The 19,209-nt window shown below is 69.4% G+C and carries 16 protein-coding genes, 1 tRNA gene and 1 pseudogene; 4 read left to right on the forward strand and 14 right to left on the reverse strand.

Annotated elements, in window-relative coordinates; translation table 11 throughout:
• Window positions 1-4: 4 nt before the first annotated feature.
• From gatB to ASV56_RS24685, 4 genes and pseudogenes are all read left to right on the forward strand, one after another.
• Window positions 5-1,519, forward strand: a complete 1,515-nt coding sequence (gene gatB, locus ASV56_RS19775) for an Asp-tRNA(Asn)/Glu-tRNA(Gln) amidotransferase subunit GatB (protein ID WP_062563687.1) — start codon at window positions 5-7, stop codon at window positions 1,517-1,519.
• 536 nt (window positions 1,520-2,055) lie between these two features.
• Window positions 2,056-2,300: pseudogene (locus ASV56_RS23150) on the forward strand (IS66 family transposase); the annotation flags it as partial.
• Window positions 2,301-2,357: 57 nt separating this feature from the next.
• Window positions 2,358-3,599, forward strand: a complete 1,242-nt coding sequence (locus ASV56_RS24680; RefSeq protein WP_062563688.1) for an AAA family ATPase — start codon at window positions 2,358-2,360, stop codon at window positions 3,597-3,599.
• 53 nt (window positions 3,600-3,652) lie between these two features.
• Window positions 3,653-4,102, forward strand: coding sequence for a tyrosine-type recombinase/integrase (locus tag ASV56_RS24685; RefSeq protein ID WP_253880178.1), 450 nt, complete (start codon window positions 3,653-3,655; stop codon window positions 4,100-4,102).
• A gap of 80 nt (window positions 4,103-4,182) precedes the next feature.
• Here ASV56_RS24685 and ASV56_RS19790 read toward each other — a convergent pair.
• The 14 genes from ASV56_RS19790 to ASV56_RS19855 all read right to left on the reverse strand — a co-directional run bounded on the left by ASV56_RS19790 (window position 4,183) and on the right by ASV56_RS19855 (window position 19,022).
• Window positions 4,183-4,258: transfer RNA gene (locus ASV56_RS19790), tRNA-Phe, on the reverse strand.
• Window positions 4,259-4,335: 77 nt separating this feature from the next.
• The gene (locus ASV56_RS19795) at window positions 4,336-4,485 is read right to left on the reverse strand and encodes a DNA gyrase inhibitor YacG (protein ID WP_062563690.1); all 150 of its coding nucleotides are present in this window, start codon (window positions 4,483-4,485) and stop codon (window positions 4,336-4,338) included.
• Window positions 4,482-5,543, reverse strand: a complete 1,062-nt coding sequence (locus ASV56_RS19800; protein ID WP_062563691.1) for a ribonuclease E/G — start codon at window positions 5,541-5,543, stop codon at window positions 4,482-4,484. Before ASV56_RS19800 ends, ASV56_RS19795 begins: the two co-directional genes overlap by 4 nt.
• The gene (locus ASV56_RS19805; RefSeq protein WP_062563788.1) at window positions 5,540-6,163 is read right to left on the reverse strand and encodes a Maf family protein; all 624 of its coding nucleotides are present in this window, start codon (window positions 6,161-6,163) and stop codon (window positions 5,540-5,542) included. The genes ASV56_RS19800 and ASV56_RS19805 overlap by 4 nt, the downstream gene beginning before the upstream one ends.
• A gap of 13 nt (window positions 6,164-6,176) precedes the next feature.
• Window positions 6,177-6,395 carry a translation initiation factor IF-1 gene (gene infA / locus ASV56_RS19810; protein ID WP_010397442.1) on the reverse strand — a complete coding sequence of 73 codons (219 nt, stop codon included), beginning with the start codon at window positions 6,393-6,395 and terminating at the stop codon, window positions 6,177-6,179.
• Window positions 6,396-6,565: 170 nt separating this feature from the next.
• Window positions 6,566-7,657: a FliM/FliN family flagellar motor switch protein gene (locus ASV56_RS19815; RefSeq protein WP_062563692.1), complete on the reverse strand. Its 1,092-nt coding sequence runs from the start codon at window positions 7,655-7,657 to the stop codon at window positions 6,566-6,568.
• Window positions 7,658-7,807: 150 nt separating this feature from the next.
• Window positions 7,808-10,465 carry an ATP-binding protein gene (locus tag ASV56_RS19820; protein ID WP_062563693.1) on the reverse strand — a complete coding sequence of 886 codons (2,658 nt, stop codon included), beginning with the start codon at window positions 10,463-10,465 and terminating at the stop codon, window positions 7,808-7,810.
• On the reverse strand, window positions 10,455-10,709 hold the full coding sequence (locus tag ASV56_RS19825) for a hypothetical protein (RefSeq protein WP_062563694.1): 255 nt from the start codon (window positions 10,707-10,709) through the stop codon (window positions 10,455-10,457). Before ASV56_RS19825 ends, ASV56_RS19820 begins: the two co-directional genes overlap by 11 nt.
• A complete protein-coding gene (locus tag ASV56_RS19830) occupies window positions 10,706-11,062 on the reverse strand; it encodes a response regulator transcription factor (protein WP_062563695.1) in 357 nt (118 codons plus the stop codon). Before ASV56_RS19830 ends, ASV56_RS19825 begins: the two co-directional genes overlap by 4 nt.
• Before the next feature lie 22 nt (window positions 11,063-11,084).
• The gene (locus tag ASV56_RS19835) at window positions 11,085-12,368 is read right to left on the reverse strand and encodes a helix-turn-helix transcriptional regulator (RefSeq protein ID WP_062563696.1); all 1,284 of its coding nucleotides are present in this window, start codon (window positions 12,366-12,368) and stop codon (window positions 11,085-11,087) included.
• 3 nt (window positions 12,369-12,371) lie between these two features.
• Complete coding sequence (locus ASV56_RS19840; protein ID WP_062563697.1) at window positions 12,372-13,055, reverse strand: response regulator; 684 nt, start codon at window positions 13,053-13,055, stop codon at window positions 12,372-12,374.
• Window positions 13,055-14,464 (reverse strand): sensor histidine kinase, encoded by a 1,410-nt coding sequence (locus ASV56_RS19845; protein WP_062563698.1) that lies wholly within the window; start codon window positions 14,462-14,464, stop codon window positions 13,055-13,057. The genes ASV56_RS19840 and ASV56_RS19845 overlap by 1 nt, the downstream gene beginning before the upstream one ends.
• A gap of 79 nt (window positions 14,465-14,543) precedes the next feature.
• Window positions 14,544-17,669 carry an efflux RND transporter permease subunit gene (locus ASV56_RS19850; RefSeq protein ID WP_062563699.1) on the reverse strand — a complete coding sequence of 1,042 codons (3,126 nt, stop codon included), beginning with the start codon at window positions 17,667-17,669 and terminating at the stop codon, window positions 14,544-14,546.
• 33 nt (window positions 17,670-17,702) lie between these two features.
• Window positions 17,703-19,022 carry an efflux RND transporter periplasmic adaptor subunit gene (locus ASV56_RS19855; RefSeq protein ID WP_082724943.1) on the reverse strand — a complete coding sequence of 440 codons (1,320 nt, stop codon included), beginning with the start codon at window positions 19,020-19,022 and terminating at the stop codon, window positions 17,703-17,705.
• Window positions 19,023-19,209: the final 187 nt, after the last annotated feature.

A 19,209-nucleotide genomic window follows, 5' to 3' on the forward strand; every position in this document is an offset into this window, starting at 1 on the left:
TGCCATGCTTGACCATCTGACCTATACCGCGCCGGAACCGAAAGTCATCCAGGGCGCGAAGCAGGATTGGGAACTGGTCATCGGGCTGGAGGTTCACGCCCAGGTCGCCTCAAATGCCAAGCTGTTTTCCGGCGCCTCGACCGGCTTCGGGGCCGAGCCGAACAGCCATGTCGCCTTCGTCGATGCCGCCATGCCGGGGATGCTGCCGGTCATCAACGAATTCTGCGTGGCACAGGCGGTCAAGACCGGGCTGGGGTTGAAGGCGGCGATCAACCTGCGCTCGGCCTTCGATCGCAAGAACTATTTCTATCCCGACCTGCCGCAGGGTTACCAGATCAGCCAGCTCTACCACCCGATCGTGGGCGAGGGCGAGGTGATCGTGGACATGGGCCCCGGCGTCGCCCGCCGCGTCCGCATCGAGCGCATCCACCTGGAGCAGGACGCCGGCAAGTCGATCCACGACATGGACCCGAACATGAGTTTCGTGGACCTGAACCGCACCGGCGTCGCGCTGATGGAGATCGTCAGCCGCCCCGACATCCGCGGGCCGGAGGAGGCGGCGGCCTATGTCGCCAAGCTGCGCCAGATCATGCGCTATCTGGGCACCTGCGACGGCAATATGCAGAACGGCAACCTGCGCGCCGACGTGAACGTCTCGGTCTGCCCGCCGGGCGCCTATGAGCGCTACCAGGAGACCCAGGACTTCAGCCATCTCGGCACACGCTGCGAGATCAAGAACATGAACTCGCTGCGTTTCATCCAGGCCGCCATCGACTACGAGGCGCGCCGCCAGATTGCCATCCTGGAAGACGGTGGCAAGGTGGTGCAGGAAACCCGGCTCTACGATCCCGACCGCGGCGAGACGCGCTCGATGCGGTCCAAGGAAGAGGCGCACGACTACCGCTATTTCCCCGATCCCGACCTGCTGCCGCTGGAGATCGAGCAGGCCTGGGTGGACGGCATCGCCGCCTCGATGCCCGAGCTGCCGGACCAGAAGAAGGCCCGCTTCGTGGCCGATCTGGGGCTTTCCGAATATGACGCCGGCGTGCTGACCGCCGAGGTCGAAAATGCCGATTACTTCGAGGCCGTGGCCCGGGGCCGCGACGGCAAGATGGCCGCGAACTGGGTCATCAACGAGTTGTTCGGCCGGCTGAACAAGGAAGGCCTGACGGTGGAAACCTCGCCGGTTTCCGCCGCGCAGCTGGGCGGGGTGATCGACCTGATCGGCTCGGGCGCGATCTCGGGCAAGATCGCCAAGGATCTGTTCGAGATCCTGTGGACCGAAGGCGGCGACCCGGCCGAGATCGTGGACGCGCGCGGGATGAAGCAGGTCACCGATCTTGGCGCCATCGAGGCGGCCGTGGACGAGATCATCGCCGCCAATCCGGCGCAGGTGGAGAAGGCCAAGGCCAATCCGAAGCTCGCCGGCTGGTTCGTGGGTCAGGTGCTGAAGGCCACCGGCGGCAAGGCCAACCCGGCCGCGGTGCAGGAACTGGTGGCGCGGAAGCTGGGCCAATAGGCGGACGGCTGGGGCGCGCGGGATCTGGTCTCCGGGGCTGTCCTTCGTGGGTCAGACTTGGGCGCGGCTCTCGCCGCTCCGTCGTTGCTGGTTTAACCATGTTGGTCGTTGGGGCAGCGCCGCAGCATGCGCAGTTCGGCTGGTGGTTTCATAGCCAGCCTTGTTGAAGCAGAATTCAGCTTGTCCGCGATGGTATGTTCGGGCACCGGACCAAGCCTGCCAAATCGTGATCGTGGACGACGATCGGGCCAGCAGGCTGTCGAACGGCATGCAATCTTGGCTCTGGTTGATGCCTAGGTTTCGCAGTTCAGGTTGCGGCGGTAACGCGGGAGGGATGCCGGCGCGGCCATCCAACCGGCCTTGAGGAGCTTCAGGCGATTGATCTGGCTTCGGTTTGTCCGTTTGACTACGGTTCGCTCACTAAGGAAGCGGCGGCCTGATCTTTTCAAGTCACGGTCGAAGACGGATCGCAGGCTTTACGGACATATTACCGCCCTCATGGTCGAGAACATGGGCCGAAGGAAGCGGTGACGAACTCAAGGGCGCGGCGCAAGCTGAAGGAGATCTTCGATCGCGACGGCTCCGAGGTCGCGGCCGAGGGACTGCGTCGGATCGCCGAACTTTACCGGATCGAGGCCGAAATCCGCGGTATGGGCCCCGGCCAGCGGCTGTCGGCTCGCCAAGCGCGCAGTGCCGCTCGTCGCCGCATTCGGCGAATGGCTGCAACTGCAGTCTGCACGTATCGATGAAATCGCGTCTTGGCGAGAAGCTGGCCTATATCCAACTGGGTTTATGCTGTCCATATGTGCAGGAGATCCCATTTCCTCAGCCCGAGCTGATGGAGTGGATCGAGGAAAACGGTGATTTCTGCCTGCTGTCGGCACCGCTCGATCTCTGCACGTCCGAGGACGCCAGCTATCTAGTTGCCGCGATCCGCGAGGATTTCGACCAGATGCCCAGCCTGATCGTGGTGGACACGCTGGCCCGCACCATGGGGGCGGGCGACGAGAACACCGCCAAGGACATGGGCATGTTCATTAAGAGCATCGACCTGTTGCGCGAGGTAACCGGGGCGCATGTCATGGTGATCCACCACAGCGGCAAGGACGCCAGCAAGGGCGCGCGAGGCTCTGGCAGCCTGCGGGCCGCGGTCGATACCGAGATCGAGCTGACCCGCACCGACGACGTGGTGACGGCCGAGGCGCGCAAGCAGCGGGATATGCCCTGTGACGGCGTGTTCGCCTACCGGCTCAAGGGCGTGTTCCTCGGCCATGACGAGGATGGCGACAAGGTAACTTCGGCTGTCGTGGAGGCGACCGAGGCCCCGGCCAAGCGCGTGAAGCTGTCCGGCTCCGACAAGATCGCCCTGCAAGCCCTATCCGACGCAATCGCGCAGCACGGCAAGGTGATGCACAGCGACATGTTCCCGGCCAACCGCGAGGTGGTTTCAGTCGAGAACTGGCGCGAGTTGTGCGACCGCCATTCGCTTTCCACTGGTGATAGCCCGACGAGCAAGAGAACCGCGTTCCACAAGGCCAAGACCCGCCTGCAAGACAAGGAACAGGTGCGGATTGTGGACGGCTATGACGCTGATGCGGCGCAGCTTCCGGGGCAACCGGGGCGCGGCGCTGGTCATCGAGGGCGTGGCGCAGGCGACGGCGGCGGGCATGAACCCGAACATCGGCCAGTCGCCGGATCAGCTTTCCCCGCAGCTCGACAAGACGCTGGCCGACAAGCTGCTGACCGAGGCCAAGGGCGAGATCTTCGGCGTGTTCGGCATCCTGCCCGGCCTGCACAACCCGGCCACGACCGGCCCCACCCGGCAGGACTACGACAAGGTGATGGACTACCTGCGCGAGAAGATCGGCAGCCACGTGAAGGAGCCGATGTCATCGGGGCGCAAAAGGCCAATGCTCACCGCACCCGCTTTGCGAATTACATCCCCCAGATGCTGGTCGTTCTCTGCGAACATGCCATTGATCTGGGCTGGATCCAGAACAACCCGGCGAAAGGCGTTCGGGGCTCAAGACCCCGGCCGAGCGGCAGCGCGAGCATCTGCCCTGGCCGGATTGGGCGGTAGAGAAATTCCGGGCCGAGGCCAGCGAGCTATGCCGTCTGATCTTTGAGATCGGCGTGAGCAGCGTCCAGCGCCCGAGCGACTGGCTACGCTTCACTTGGGGCGATTATGACGGAGACATGCTGCGACTGCGGCAGGGCAAGGCTGACAAACCCCTGATCCTGCCATGCACTTCGGCGCTCAAGGCGGCACTGGAACAGGCGAGGCGGGCGCTGGGCGCGACGCCGATTGCGGCCCGTCCGATTCTGACCCAGCCCAACGGCAACCCGATGACCTATTTTTACATGGCAAAGGTCATGCGGAAAGAGCGCCTGCGTCTCGGGCTGGAAGCCTACGACCTGCACGCCCTGCGCTATCGCAGCATCAAGGAATTGGCATGGGCAGGCTGTGATGACGACGAGATAGCCGCCTATAGCGGCCACGCCACGAAAGCCATGATCGCCAAGTATGCGGACGAGGCGCGGCAGGAAATGCGAGCGCGACAGGCGCGGGAGAAACGCCAATGAACAGAACAGGACCAGAACGAGAAACTGATACCGTGAGTGATACCCCTAATGGAGCAGTAACAGCTATGTCTTTGAAAAGATGGTGCCCGGAGGCGGATTCGAACCACCGACACGCGGATTTTCAATCCGCTGCTCTACCAACTGAGCTATCCGGGCGCCGGAGCTATCTTGCTTCGGACTGGCGCGTAGTTAGGCCAGGCTCGCCGCGCTGTCCAGAGCGAAAAGCGAAATTTTCACTCTTCCTCGTCGCTTTGCGGAAGCGGCGCGCCGGGGATGCGGTAATCGCCGCGAAACCAGCGCGCCAGATCGACATCCGCGCAACGCCGCGAGCAGAAGGGTCGGTAACGCTCGGAAACAGGCTTGCCGCAGATCGGGCATTTCATGCCGGCGACTCCGTCTCGACCAGGCGTGAAAGCGGCAGGCGGTCGCGCTTGCGGCTGATCTCGTAAAGCCCCATCGCCGTCCAGCCGATCAGCACCGTCTCGGCCGATTCGGCGCGGAAGGCGGCGCGCAGCACCTGATCCAGCGTGCCGCGATCGCGCTTGGGGCAGGGGGCGAAGTCCACGACGATCTGACCGCCCAGGCCCCGCAGTCGCAATTGCCGCGGCAGGGCGCGGGCCAGCGCGATATTCGCCTTGAGCCCCGCTGCGGGCGAGTGGTCGCTGCCGGTATTGACGTCGATGGCGACCAAGGCCCGCAGCGCCTCGATCTCGGCCCAGGCGCCGCCGCCCAAGTCGAGGCGGGGTCGCAGCAGTTGCCGCACGGCATCGGCCGCGCCGGTCGATTCGAATGCGTCCTCGCCCTCGGCAATGCTGTCGGGGGCGGGATCGGCCCAGTCCTGCCAGGCCTGTTCGGCCGGCTCGGGGGCGTCCAGCAACAGCTCGGGCGCACCGTCGCGATCGGCGGCGACGGCGCGGGCCAGGGCCAACAATTCCTGAAGCTCGGCGGCGATCTCGTCCTCGGGGGTTTCGGCAGCGATGCTGCGGAAGACCAGGCCCGGCGGCTCGTCCAGCCCGGCCAGCGCGGCCTCGCCAAGCTGGACCAGCGCTTCGCGCAGGGCACCGTCGCGGATCCGGCGCGACACGTTCACGCCGGGCGCGCCGGGGGTGACGATCAGCGTGCGGCCGCGGAAATTCAGCCGCGACGAGACCGGGATGGCCTTGCCTTCTTCGGCGCTGCCGCTGACCTGGACGACCAGCGACTGCCCCTCGCGCAGGCCGCCGCGGTCGCGCAGATAGCCGCGCGCGCCCGCGGGCAGGCGCAGGAAGACGCCGCCCTGGCCCTTGACCAGCCGGTCGACGCGGGCCCGGCAGATTGCGCCGGGCACCAGCGGCGTGGCGCCGGCGGGGTCGAGGATCAGATCCTCGAGCTGGCCGTCGAGCATCAGCGCGGCGGCGTTGCGACCAAAGACCTGGCCAAGGACGATCTGGCGACCCTTCATTCCGTGCGTTCCCGAATTCCGATTGCGGCGAGCAGCGTGGCGGTTTCGGCCAGCGGCAGGCCGACCACCGCGCTGTAGGAGCCCTGCATCCAGACCACGAAGGCCGAGGCCCGGCCCTGGATCGCATAGCCGCCGGCCTTGCCTTGCCATTCGCCCGAGGCGAGATAGGCGTCGATCTGGCCCGCGGTCAGCGGGCGGAAGCGCACGGTGGTCTCGACCAGCCGTTCGCGCAGCCGGCCGGCGCAGGCCAGGGCGACCGAGGTCAGCACGCGGTGGCGCCGACCTGACAGAAGCTCAAGGAAGCGGCGCGCCTCGGCGGCATCGGCGGGCTTGCCCAGGATGCGGCGTCCGGCGACGACGGCCGTGTCGGCGCAAAGCAGGGCGGCATGCGGGCTGAGGGCCTCGCCGGCCATTGCCTTTTCGCGGGCCATGCGCTGGACATAGTCGCGCGGCGCCTCGCCTCGCCTCGGGGTTTCGTCGATCTCGGTTGGAAGGACGCGGTCCGGGACGATGCCGATCTGCCGCAGCAGTTCGAGCCGGCGCGGGCTGGCCGAGCCAAGGACCAGTTCAGGCAAGCGCGAGGACGCGCCGGGGGCGGGGGGCAGGTCCGGGGCCGTCATGCCGGCCACGGTATCACTTGAAGCGGTAATTGATCCGCCCCTTGGTCAGGTCGTAGGTGTTCATCTCCACCTGCACCTTGTCGCCGGCAAGGACGCGGATGCGGTTCTTGCGCATCTTTCCTGCCATATGTGCGATGATCTCATGGCCGTTCTCTAGCTCGACCCGGAATGTCGCATTCGGCAGGAGTTCCTTCACGACGCCGGGAAATTCGAGCATTTCTTCCTTGGCCATGTCTTCTCCTGTAGGGGTGACCCGCGCCTTGGCGGGCGCAAGCTACATGCGTCCAGACGGGGCGCTTTTCAAGGGGAATCTGGCCTCTGGAGGCCGTTGCCGGGTTTTGGGGCGGCAAAAGCCCTCAAATTGTCGCAAAAGCCCCGCCGGACCGGATGCGACCCCGCTGCTTAGCCGGCAAAGCGGACCGGCGTCGCGTCGGGGTCGGGCTCGGCGCCGCGGAACGGATCGGCTTCGTGATAGTCCTGCAAGGGCGGCTCCTGCGGATCGGGCGGCAGCGACGTTGTGACGGCCGAGGCGGCGGCCAGGGAACCGGCCGGCCATGCCGGAGGAGCGGTTCGCGGGGCCGTCTCCTGCGCCAGATCGCGCAGGCGGATGGCGTGAAAGCCTTCGGCCTCGCCCAGCCGGCCGCGCGCCAGCAGCTGGCCTTGGGCGGTTTCGATGCGCGCGTCGTCCAGCACATTGGTCGGCAGGGGGATCGAGGCACCTGGGGTCAGGTTGCGCAAGAGCTGCAGGCTGACCTTGCGCCGGCACAGGATGCCGACCAGGGCGACCGGAGCCTGCTGCACCACCTCGGCGAGCGAGGCCCCTGGCGCCTGCCCGACCGGCGCGACCGGGCTGATGCCGGGCAGAACGGCGGCGGGCCGGGCCGCTTCGGACGGCGGGATGCGCATGTCGCGTTCCAGCGGCAGCGCGATCACCAGCGTGCCGTCGCGCTGTCCGCCCGGACCGATGCGAAAGCGCAGGGTCAGCCGCACCATGTCGCCATCCTCGAGCATCAGCGAAAGCGGGCGGGGATCGTCCATATAGGTGGCATAGCGGAAGGCGGCGAAATTCGGCGCGTCCTGGCCCTGGCATTCGCGCCCCAGTTCACCGAGCAGGGCATTGACGAAATCGGCCGAGATCGAGGCATCGGTGCGCGTCGGCTTGCGCGCCGGGGCGGGGCGGGCGGTGACACGGCCGATCGCCTGCATCTCGATCAGCGAGGCCAGCAGATTGGGGCAGATCGCGGCAACCCCGATGGCATCACGTCGCCCCTCGATCACGGCGAGCAGGGCGCGTTCCGGCAGGATCTCCGGCAGTTCCGACAGGGTCATGCGCGCCAGTTCGACCTTTTCGACGAAGACCGGCAATTGGGCCTGGCGTTCCGCCGCCCGGCCGAGCGCGGTCGCGGCCGCCCGCTCCAGCCGAAACTCGGCCGGTGTCGCGATTGCCGATTGGGCGCGGGCGTTGCCGCGCGCCGCGATCCAGCGGTGAAGCACGGGAGCACCCGCCGCAAGCGCGGGCCCGCTGCCTGCTGCCGGTCCGGTGCTGTCGGGGCCACCCGCCTGTTCCGTTGCTGCGCTGTTCATAACCCACGCGAATCCATAACGACTTTCGCGCAACATGCCATGCACAGGTTGCCAAATGGTTTAACGCGCCGCATTTTCATCATTTTCCGCCCGGCGCGCGGGGCGCGGCGGCAGCGAAATACGGAAGCAGGCGCCGCCTTGGCCGGGCAGGTAAGCGATCGAGCCGCCCAGGAACTCCATGATTTCCTTGCAGATCGCCAGGCCCAGCCCGGCACCGCCGGCCCTGGCGGGATCGTTCAGCCTCGCGAACTTCTCGAAGATCAGCGCCTGGTTGCCGGCGCTGATGCCGGGGCCGTTGTCGGCGATATCGATCTCGGTGCCGCCGTCCGGGCTGCGGCGGCAGTCGATGCGGATCTGCGGCGCCTCGGCGCTGCAATATTTGCGCGCATTCGTGATCACATTGATCAGGACCTGAAGCAGCCGGTCCTGATCCGTGATCACAGGCAGGTGCTCGGCGGCGATATTGCGGCGGATGGCGAAGTCGCGCCCGGAGGCTGCGGCGCCGGCCGAGGCGAGCGCGCGCTCGATCAGGTCGTGCAGGTTGAAGACGCCGGGCTTCAGCCGCGCCTTGCCGGCCTCGAGCACGGAAAGATCCAGCAGGTCGTCCAGCAGACGGGTCATGCGGCCGGCCTCGTCATGGATGATGCCGGCAAAGCGGGCGCGTTCCTCGGTCGGAAGATCCGGCTCCATCAGGAATTCGGAAAAGGCGCGGATCGAGGTCATCGGCGTGCGCAGCTCATGGCTGATCTGGCCAAGGAAAGCGTCCTTCTGCGCGGAAAGCGCGGTGAGTTTCTCGTTGCTTTCCCGCAGCATGGCGGCGGTTCTTGCCAGTTCGGCCGAGGTGTTCTCCAGCCGCCGGTTGTCTTCGCGCGCGCGGCTGGCCTCGCCCGCCACCTCCATCAGGTCCGACACGGTGACCCCGCCGCGCCCGCCGACGCGGGTCATCAGCGCCGCGGCGGTGGCGGCGCCGACGGTGCCGGCCAGCAGCCGCTCGAAATCGGCGAGGAAGCGCGGCGTCAGGTCGGGCAGGTAACCGCCCTTGCCCTGGCTTTCGGCGGCGCGGCGAAAGGTTTCCAGCGCGTGGTCGTTGCCCCAGAGCCGCCCGGCCAGCGTCAGCAGCGCCTCGGGCTGCACGGCCGGGGCGCCGTCGCCGGGCGCGGCGTCGGGCGCGACGGCGTGGACGAAGGACAGCGACTGCAGCCGCTCGGCCGGTTCGGGGAAATCCATCAGCGAGATCAGCACCAGAAGCAGCAGGTTCACCGCCAGCGCCAGCAGCACGGCACCGGCGAAGGGGTCGATGCCTGCGGGCATCGCCGGCTGCGCCAGAAGCCCCAGCGAGGGCAGGAAGACCAGCAGCGTCCAGATCAGCGTGCCGCCGACCACGCCGGCAATGGCGCCGCGCCGCGTGGCGCCGCGCCACAAAAGCCCCGCGACCAGCGCCGGCAGCACCTGCGCCATGCCGGAAAAGGCCACCGTGCCCATGGCGGCCAGGGCCGAAGTGCCGCCCGACATGCGGTGGTAAAGCCAGCCCGCGCCGATGATCGCAAGGATCGCCAGCCGGCGGGCGTTGAGCATCAGCGTGCCCAGATCCTCGGGCGCGCGCGCCGGCCCGGCCAGCGCCGCCTGGCGCAGCCGCAGCCACAGCGGCACCAGCCAATGGTTCGCCATCATCGTCGACAGCGCGATGGCACTGACCACGACCATGGACATGGCCGAGGAAAACCCGCCCAGGAAGACCAGCGTCGCCAGGGCCTCGCGGCCCTGCGACAGCGGCAGGTCCAGCACGTAAAGGTCGGGATTGGCGCCCTTGGGCAGGATGTCGGCGCCGACCACGGCGATGGGCAGCACCAGGAAGGACATCAGCGCCAGATAGGCCGGAAAGGCCCAGCCGGCCTGGCGCAGCCGGTCCTCGTCGCTGGCCTCGACCACCAGGACGTGGAACATGCGCGGCAGCACCATCACCGCCGCGCCCGACAGCAGGATCAGCGTGAACCAGCGCTCGGGGTTGATCGGCCAGCCCTCGCCGCCGGCCGAGACGGACATGCGGTCGATGCGTGCCAGCACGTCGGCGGGGCCGTCGGCGATGCCCCAGATCACGAAGACCCCGACCGCGACGAAGGCGGCGAGCTTGACCACCGCCTCGACGGCGATGGCGATGACGACGCCGTGGTGGCGCTCGTCCACCGCAAGGTTGCGGGTGCCGAACAGGATGGCGAAGGCCGCGAGCCCCAGCGCCACCCAGACCGAGACATTGCGCGGCAGCGCGTGCTCGGGCGTGGCAAAGGCCGACAGCGCCATCGAGACCGACTGCAATTGCAGCGCGATATAGGGCGTCGCCGCCATTACCCCGATCAGCGTGACCAGCGCGGCCAGCCCCGCCGACTTGCCGAAGCGGCTGGAGATCAGGTCGGCGATCGAGGTCACGCGATGCATCCGCGCCACCCGCACCAGCCGGCGCAAGCCCCACCAAGCGCCGGAAAACACGATGCCGGGACCAAGATAGATGGTCAGGAATTCCAGCCCCGAGCGGCTGGCGTAGCCCACCGCGCCGTAAAACGTCCAGGCCGAGCAATAGACCGAGAGCGACAGCGTATAGATCACCGGCCGGTCCATCCAGCGCCAGCGCCCGGCGGCGGCGGCGCGGTCGGCGGCATGGGCCAGAAGGAACATCAGCGCCACATAGGCCACCGAAGCGGCGACCAGGGATTCAGGCGTCATCCTCGTCCTCCGCCGAGGGCCGTCCCAGCGCGCGATGCAGCGCGGCGGTCGCGGCGATGGCCAGCGCCCAGGCCACCGCCAGCCAGACCGCGCCGCGGGCATAGCTGAAATGCTGCGGCAGCCAGATCGGCGGGATCAGCACCAGCGCCGCGAACAGCACCGGGACCAGCCGGGTCGCCTCGGCCAGCCGGCGGCGGCGATAGGCGGTGCGGCCCAGGAACAGGCGGGGCGGGCGCAGCCTCATGCCTGCTCCAGCAATTCGCGCACCACGGCGCGCAGATCGGCATTGGCGAAGGGCTTGGGCAGCACGCGGTCGGCGCCGGGCGGCAGGTTGGCGGTGCCGCGCGCCGACAGGAGCAGCACCGGCAGCGCTGCGAGGGCAGGGTCGGCGCGCAGGTCGGCCAGGATCTCGGCGCCGGACCGGCCGGGCAGCATCAGGTCCAGGATCAGCATGCGCGGCGCCAGCGCCCGGATGCGCTCCAGCGCGCCGGTGCCCTCGGGCCATTGCTCGCAGCCCCAACCGTCGCGGGTCAGGATGAAGCGCACCGCCTCGGCGATGCTGGGCTCGTCCTCGATCAGCAGCACGTCGACGCTCATGCGCGGTTCTCCGGAATGGGGCTCATGCCGGGCCCAGGATCGAGGGTTCGTGCCGCGCCGGGCAGACCGTGCGCGGGCAGATCCGGCAGGCGGGACCGACGCCGAGCGCCGGGCGCGCGTCCTGGGGCCCGGCGGGGCGGATCAGCATCTGCGCCCGGCTCAGCACCGGGCCGTCGAAACCCATCGGCAGCAGCCGCTCGGCCACCGCCCAGGCGGCGAAGCGGCGGCCGCCGGCGGTCTCGATCAGCCGCGCGACCGGCAGCTGCGGCTGGGCCAGGGCCTCGAACAGCGGCCAGAGCGCGCAGCCTTCGCCGGGGCGGGGCAGCTCGAAGCCGGGCGCGGCGTGGCGAAAGGGCGTGGCGCCCGAGCCGTCGCAGACGATCAGCCCGGCCTGGGCCCAGGGACCGGGGCGCAGCATGCCCAGCCGGCGCAGCACCAGCTCCAGCGGCCGGCCCAGCCGCGCCGCGATCAGCGCCGGGTCGCCGCCGGTCTCGCCGGCCTCGTCCACCGCCGCCGCCAGCGCCGCGTCGGGCAGGGCGGCGCGGTCGCGGGCCTGCGCCGCCAGCAGGTCGCGCGCCATCACCCGTGCCGCGTCCGAGGCCAGTTCGGCCGCATCGGCCGGGTCGGGCTCTCCGGCGGCGATCCAGGCCTCGACCTCTTCCTGCGGCGACATCGGCACGGCCTCGTCCTCGAAACTGTCGAGATAGGCCACCAGCGATTGCGCGGTGCGCGACAGGCGCTGGCTGTCGCTGTCCAGGTTGGCGTGGAAGCGGTCGCGCCATTCGCTTTCGATTTCCGGCGTCTCGGCCAGGATGGTCGCGGTCGAGCGCAGCGCCGTCACTGCCGATTGCACCTCGTGCAGCGTGGTCAGCAGATAGGGGTCGCGGGTCATGCGGTCCGACAGCGCGACCAGCCGCCGTTCCAGCGCGTCGGCGCGGCGCACGGCCAGGGCCAGCACCGCCGCCCAGCCGGGAAAGCGGGCGGCGAATTCGGCGATCTGGTCCAGCTCGACCGGCTGCTCGCCCGCGCGCGCGGCCGCCTCGCGCAGGGCGCCGATCAGCGCCTCCTCGCGGTCCGAGGCAAGCTCGGTCGCGTCGATCTCCAACGCCTCGGCCAGCCGGGTCAGCAGCGCCTCGCCGACCGGGCGGCGGTTGTGCTCGATGAGGTTCAGATAGGCGGCCGAGATCTCGGCCCGCCGCGCCACCTCGGTCTGGCGCCGGCCGAGCGACAGGCGCCGCTCGCGGATGCGGGTGCCGATCAGCGGCCGGGCATGGGGCGAGCGGTGCGAGGCGGGCGGGCGCGCCATGGCTCAGACCTCGTCCCGGCTTTCGTCGAGATGGCGCACGGCCTTGACCACCAGATCGGCCAGGCTGGTGGCGCCCAGCTTGTCCTTCAGCGTCTGGCTGACGTTCGAGACGGTCTTGTAGCTGATATTGGCGCGGGCGGCGATGTCGCGATAGCTGAGGCCGCTGGCGATGGCGCGCAAGATCTCCAGCTCGCGCGGGGTCAGGCGCGGGCGGGCGGGGGCGGCGCCGGGCCGCTCCATCAGCGCGATCTTGCGGGCGAGGTCGGCGGGGACGTAATCGCGCCCGGCGGCCAGTTCGCGCAGCGCCTCGCAGATCTCGGCCGAGGGCGAATCCTTCATCACGATGCCGTTGCAGCCGGCCTGCAAGGCGCGCCGGGCAATGAGCGGGCTGCGATGCATGGTAAAGACCAGGATCGGCAGTTCGGTCCCGGCGGCGCGCAGCCGCTCGATCAGCCGCACCCCGGCCAGCCGCGATTCGCCCATGGTCAGGTCGATCACCATCAGGTCCGGGGCCGCGCGCCGCCATGCCCGCCAGCCCTGCAAGGGCGTCGCCGCCGCGGTAATCCGACAGTCCAGCCGGCCTTTGGTGATCCATTCCCAGCCCTCGGCCACCACCGGGTGGTCGTCGACGATCAGCACCCGCAGGGCGGCGGGCTCGGCATCGGCGGCAGGGGCGCTGGCGTTCATCAATCGGTTTCCTGGTCCTGCGGTCCGGCCAGAGTCAGCCGGCATTCGGTCACGGTCATGGCGCCGTCGCGGCGGGGCGGCGTGTAGTCTCCGCCAAGCGCGCTGGCGCGGTCGCGCATGCCGGTCTGGCCCAGCCCCTTGCGGCCGGCGGGCCGGGGGCCGGCGCCGTCGTCCTCGACCCGGGCCAGCAGCGCGGCGCCGGGTGCCGTGGCCAGCGCGACCCCGACCCGCGTCGGACGGGCGTGGCGCAGCGCGTTCAGCACGCTTTCGCGCACGAAGCGGAACAGCGCCACCCGCGCCGCCTCGTCGGCCGCGGGCAGGTCCTGCGGCGCATCGAGCGCGAATTCGACCTCGGGCGCCATGTCGGCGAATTCGAACAGCAGCTCCTGCAGCATTTCGGCCAAGCTCGCGCCCTCGGCCGGCGACAGGCGCAGGTCGTCGATGGCGGCGCGCGCGCTGGCCCGGATCGCCGCCGCATGGCGCGAGACCGCCGCCAGCGCCCCCGCCAGGGCCGGGTCGGCGGCCCCGCCGGCGCGTTCCCCGGCTTGGTCGATGGCGGCTTGCAGCGCGAAAAGCTGCGGGCCGACGCCGTCGTGCAGGTCGCTGGCGATGCGGGCGCGCTCGGATTCGGCCAGGGTCATCATCCGGCCCTGAAGGCGGCGGTTCTCGGCCCGCTCGCGTGCCAGATGGCTGGCCAACGCATTCACCCCGTCGCTGAGCTGGCCCAGCTCGGCCAGCCCGGTCTGCGGCGCCCGCACGGCCAGGTCCCCCGCCCGCATCCGCGCCAGCGCCGCGCCCAGCACCCCCAGCCGGCGCAGCACCAGCCCGGTGATTGCCATGGTCACGCCCAGCACCGCCAGCGCCATGCCGCCCAGCAGCGGCAGCATCAGCCGGAAATCGGCCCAGGCCTCGGCGATCTCGTCGCCGGGATCGGTGCGGATCTCGAGCACGCCCAGCACGTTCGGATATTGCGAGACCGGGATCAGGTCGGCCCGCGGGGCCGGGCGCAGCAGGGCGGCGAACCAGCCCGGCGGCGGGTCGCGCGGGGGCTGCGGCGCCAGTGGCAAGGCCACCGGCCGGCCGGTGGCGTCGCGCAGCTCGGCCGAGACATGGCGCTGCGATTCGATGTCGGCGGCGATCTGGCGCGCCTCGGCCATCATGTCGCGACGCTCGAAGGCGGTGGGCAGGCGCATGGTGGCAAAGGCATTGGCCAGCCCGAAGGCGGCCTCGGTCTCGGCGCGCACGGCGGCGCGGGCGTTCAGCATCAGCACCGAGACGACGATGGCAAAGATCGCGAGCCAGGCCAGCGTCGCGCCCCCCAGCGCCAGCGGGCGCAGCGCCACGCCATGCGGGCGGGGGCGTGCCTCATCCGCCTGCCGCACCCCTGCGATCTGGCCGGTCGCCTCCATGTCCCCTCCTGCGGCCCCTTGGCGAAAGACTAGGCCGGCGCGCGAAAGCCCGCAAGCGGGCTGGCGCGGGCAGGCCAGGTCAGGTGCGGGCGGCGCCCGGCTCGGGTGCCTCGGGCCGGCCGAGCGCCCGGCGCACCAGCACGAAGAACAGCGGCACGAACAGCACCCCCAGCACCGTGGCCGAGACGGTGCCGCCCAGCACCGTGGCGCCGATGGTGTTGCGGCCGTTGGCGCCGGCGCCGGTCGACAGCACCAGCGGCAGCACGCCCAGCGAGAAGGCGACCGAGGTCATCATGATCGGCCGGAAGCGCTGGCGCGCGGCCTCGATCACCGCCTCGAACAGCGGCTTGCCGTGTTGCTCCACCTGCTCGCGGGCGAATTCGACGATCAGGATGGCGTTCTTACCGGTCAGGCCGATGACGGTCAGCAGCCCGACCTGGAAAAACACGCCATTGTCGAAGCCGCCAAGCCAGGCCCCGACCAGCGCGCCCAGGACGCCGATCGGCATGGCGAGCATGACCGCGAAGGGGATCGACCAGCTTTCGTAAAGCGCGGCCAGGCACAGGAACACCACCGCCAGCGACAGCCCGTAAAGCAGCATGGTCTGGTTGCCGGCCGCCTGTTCCTCCAGCGAAAGGCCGGTCCAGGCCACGTCGAAGCCGGGCGGCAGCTGCGCCGCCAGTTCCTCGATGGCGGCCATGCCCTGGCCCGACGAGACGCCGGGCGCCGGGTTGCCCTGGATGTTCATCGCCGGAACGCCGTTATAGCGCGACAGGCCCTGCGGCCCATAGCTCCAGCGCCCCTCGGCGAAGTTCGAGAAGGGCACCAGCCCGCCGGCACTGTTCCTGACCCGCCATTTGTCGATGTCGGTCGGCACGGCGCGCGACTGCGATTCGCCCTGGACATAGACCCGCTTGATGCGGCCGCGGTCGATGAAGTCGTTGACATAGCTGCCGGCCCAGGCGACCGACAGCAGGCTGCCCACGTCCGAGGCCGTGACCCCCATCGCCCCGGCCTTGCGCCAGTCGATGTCGAGCTTGTATTCGGATGCGTCCTCAAGCCCGTTCGGCCGTGCCTGGGCGATGCGCCCGTCCTGCGCGGCCATGCCCAGAAGCTGGTTCCTCGCGTCCAGCAACTGTTCATGCGGCTGGCCGGCGCGGGCCTGCAGATAGAAGTCGAAGCCCGAGACGTTGCCGAGCTCGATCACCGAGGGCGGCACGATGGGGAAGGCCATGGCGTCGCGGATGCCCATGAAGGCCGGGAAGGCGCGGCCGGCGATGGCCTGCACCGACTGGTCGGCGCCGGGGCGTTCGTCCCAGTCCTTCAGCCGCAGGAAGGCGATGCCCATGTTCTGGCCCGAGCCCGCGAAGCTGAAGCCCGAGACGCCGAAGAAGCTGTCGACATTCTCGGATTCGTTCTCGGCGAAGTAATGCTGGATCTGGTCGATGACCGCGTCGGTGCGTTCCTGCGTGGCGCCGGTCGGGCCCTGGATCAGCGCGAACATGATGCCCTGGTCCTCGTCGGGCAGAAAGCCGGTGGGCGTGCGCAGGAACAGGAACACCATGGCCGCGCCGATGGCGGCATAGATCAGCATCATGCGCAGCGGCCGGCGGATGATCCAGCCGACCGCGCCGCCATAGCCGCGCATGGTGCTGTCGAAGCCGCGGTTGAACAGGCCGAAAAGCCCGCGCGTCTTGTGGCCGTGCTCGTTTCTCAGCAGGGTGGCGCACAGCGCCGGGGTCAGCGACAGCGCCACGACGACCGACAGGCCCATGGCGCTGGCGATGGTCACGGCGAACTGCTTGTAGATCACCCCGGTCGAGCCGCCGAAGAAGGCCATCGGCACGAAGACCGCCGACAAGACCAGCGCGATGCCGATCAGCGCGCCGGTGATCTGGCCCATGGACTTGCGGGTGGCCTCGCGCGGCTCAAGTCCCTCGTCCTCCATGATGCGCTCGACGTTCTCGACCACGACGATGGCGTCATCGACCAGCAACCCGATGGCCAGCACCATGGCCAGCATGGTCAGCGTGTTGATGGTAAAGCCGAAGGCCGCGAGGATGCCGAAGGTGCCCAGCAGCACCACCGGCACCGCCAGCGTCGGGATCAGCGTCGCGCGCCAGTTCTGCAGGAACAGCAGCATGACGAAGAACACCAGCACGATGGCCTCGACCAGCGTCTTGACCACCTCCTCGATGGAGATCAGCACGAAGGGCGTGGTGTCGAAGGGGATGACGTAATCCATGCCCTCGGGGAAGAAGCGGGCGAATTCCTCCATCCGCGCCTTGACCCGTTCCGCCGTGTCGAGCGCGTTCGCGCCCGAGGCCAGGCTGATCGCCAGCCCCGAGGCCGGCTGCCCGTTGTAGCGGGCGTTGGTCATGTAATCCTCGGCGCCGATCTCGACGCGGGCCACGTCCTTCAGCAGGATCAGCCCGCCGTCCTGTTCGGCGCGCAGCACGATCTGCTCGAAATCCTCGGGCGTCGACAGCAGCGATTGCGCGGTGATGGTGGCGTTCAGCATCTGGCCCTGCGGCGCCGGCTGGCTGCCGAAGCTGCCGGCCGAGATCTGCGCGTTCTCGGCCGAGACCGCCGCGACCACGTCGCCCGGCGTCAGCTCATAAGCGGCCAGTTTCGACGGGTCGAGCCAGATGCGCATGGCATATTGCGCGCCGAAGACCTGGATCGAGCCCACGCCCTCGATCCGGCTGAGGTCGTTGACCAGGTTCGAGATCAGGTAATCCGACAGGTCCACCTGCTCGAAACTTCCGTCGGGCGAGGTCAGGCCGATGACCATCAGGAAGCCCGAGGCCGATTTCTCGACCGTCAGGCCCTGGCGCTGCACGGGTTCCGGCAGCAGCGCGGTGGCCTGGGACAGCTTGTTCTGCACCTGGACCTGGGCGATGTCGGGGTCGGTGCCGGTTTCGAAGGTCAGCTCGGTCTGCGAACTGCCGGAGGAGGTCGAGCTGGACTTGAAATAGCGCAGCCCGTCGAGGCCGGTCATCTGCTGCTCGATCACCTGGGTCACGGTATTGGCCACCGTCTCGGCCGAGGCGCCGGGATAGGTGGCGCGGATCGTCACCGTGGGCGGCGCGATCTGCGGATATTGCGCGACGGGCAGGGACAGGATCGACAGGATCCCCAGACCCATGATCAGGATCGAGATCACCCAGGCGAACACCGGACGGTCGATGAAGAAGCGGGCCATATGCGGTTCCTGTCTTTCCTCGCGGTGTCGCGGTCAGTTCGCGGGCTGGGCCGGGTCCGCCGCCTCCGGCGCGGCCTCGGCGGGCGCGGCGCCTTGGGCCGGCGCGGCGTCGTCGGCGGCTTGTTCGGCCGGCTCTTCGGCAGCGGGCTGCTCTGCGGGCTGGCCGGCGGCAGCGTCGCCGCCCTCGGCCGGCACGGCCTCCGCATCGGTGCCTTCGGCCGCCTTGCGTTCCTCGGGGGCGACGGTCATGCCGGGGGCGATCTTCTGGACGCCCTCGACCACGATGCGGTCGCCGTCGTCCAGACCTTCACTGACGACCCATTGGCTGCCGTGGTCCTGCAGCACGGTCAGCTGGCGCTGCTCGACGACGTCCTGGGCATTGACCACCAGCGCGATGGGCTGGCCGCGCCGGTCGCGGCTGACGCCTTCCTGCGGCGCCAGCACCACGTCCCTGGCGGTGGCCTGCTGCACCACGGCCTGCACATACATGCCGGGCAGCAGGATGCGGTCGGGATTGGCGAAGGCCAGCCGCAGCGTGACCACGCCGGTCGTCTCGTTCACATAGGGCTCGGCGGCGGTCAGCGTGCCCTCCTGGTCGAATTCGGTGCCATCCGCCAGGCGCAGCGTCACCTTCTGCTCGGCATGTTTGGCGCCTTCGTTCTGCGCGGCCATGGTGCGGCGGAAGCGGATGACCTCAGCCGCCGATTGCGTCACGTCGACATGCACCGGGTCCAGCTTGCGGATCACCGCGAGCGGCGTCGCCTGGCTGGCGGTGACCAGCGCGCCCTGGCTGGTCTGCGCCAGACCGATCTCGCCGTCCAGCTCGGCGCGGATGGTGGTGCGCTCCAGTTCGATATTCGCGGTCTGCAGCTGCGCCTCGGCGACCTTGACCGCGGCCTCGGCGGCGTCGCGCGCGGCGATGGCGCTGTCGGTCGAGCTTTCCGAGGCGACGCGGCGGTCGCGCAGCGCGCCGACGCGCTCGGCCTCGCGCCGGGCATTCTCGGCCTGGGCGCGGGCCTGGGCCACGGCGGCCTCGGCCTGGGCCACGGCGGCCTGGTAGGTGGTGGCGTCGATGCGGAACAGCGGGTCGCCGACCTTGACATGGCTGCCCTCGTCGAACAGGCGCTCGGTGACGATGCCGTTGACCTGCGGGCGCACCTCGGCCTCGGCCGAGGCGGTGACGCGGCCGGGCAGGGTGGTGGTCAGGGGCACATCCTGGGCCCGCAGCGTGACCACCGTGACCGGGGTCGGCGGCTGCTGGCCGGGATCCTGCGCCAGGCTCGGCGCAGGCATCAGCCCCGCCGCGATCGGCAGAAACAGGGAAATCGCCATGCGGCGCGCGGGCGCTGACATCGTTCTTGCTCCGGGCAGTCTGGTCACGCTCCGATAACGAACAGTTTGGCCGGCGATTATCAATCCCAAATCCGCCCGGAATGCGCCGCCCGGATTCTTACCCTGGATTTTCTTCGTTCTCCAAATACCCACCCGGACCGCGCCACCGGGCGCTGGCAATCGCCCCCTTGGCAAAACCCGTCGCGAC

It is taken from the genome of Paracoccus aminovorans, assembly GCF_001546115.1.
Lineage (GTDB): Bacteria > Pseudomonadota > Alphaproteobacteria > Rhodobacterales > Rhodobacteraceae > Paracoccus > Paracoccus aminovorans_B.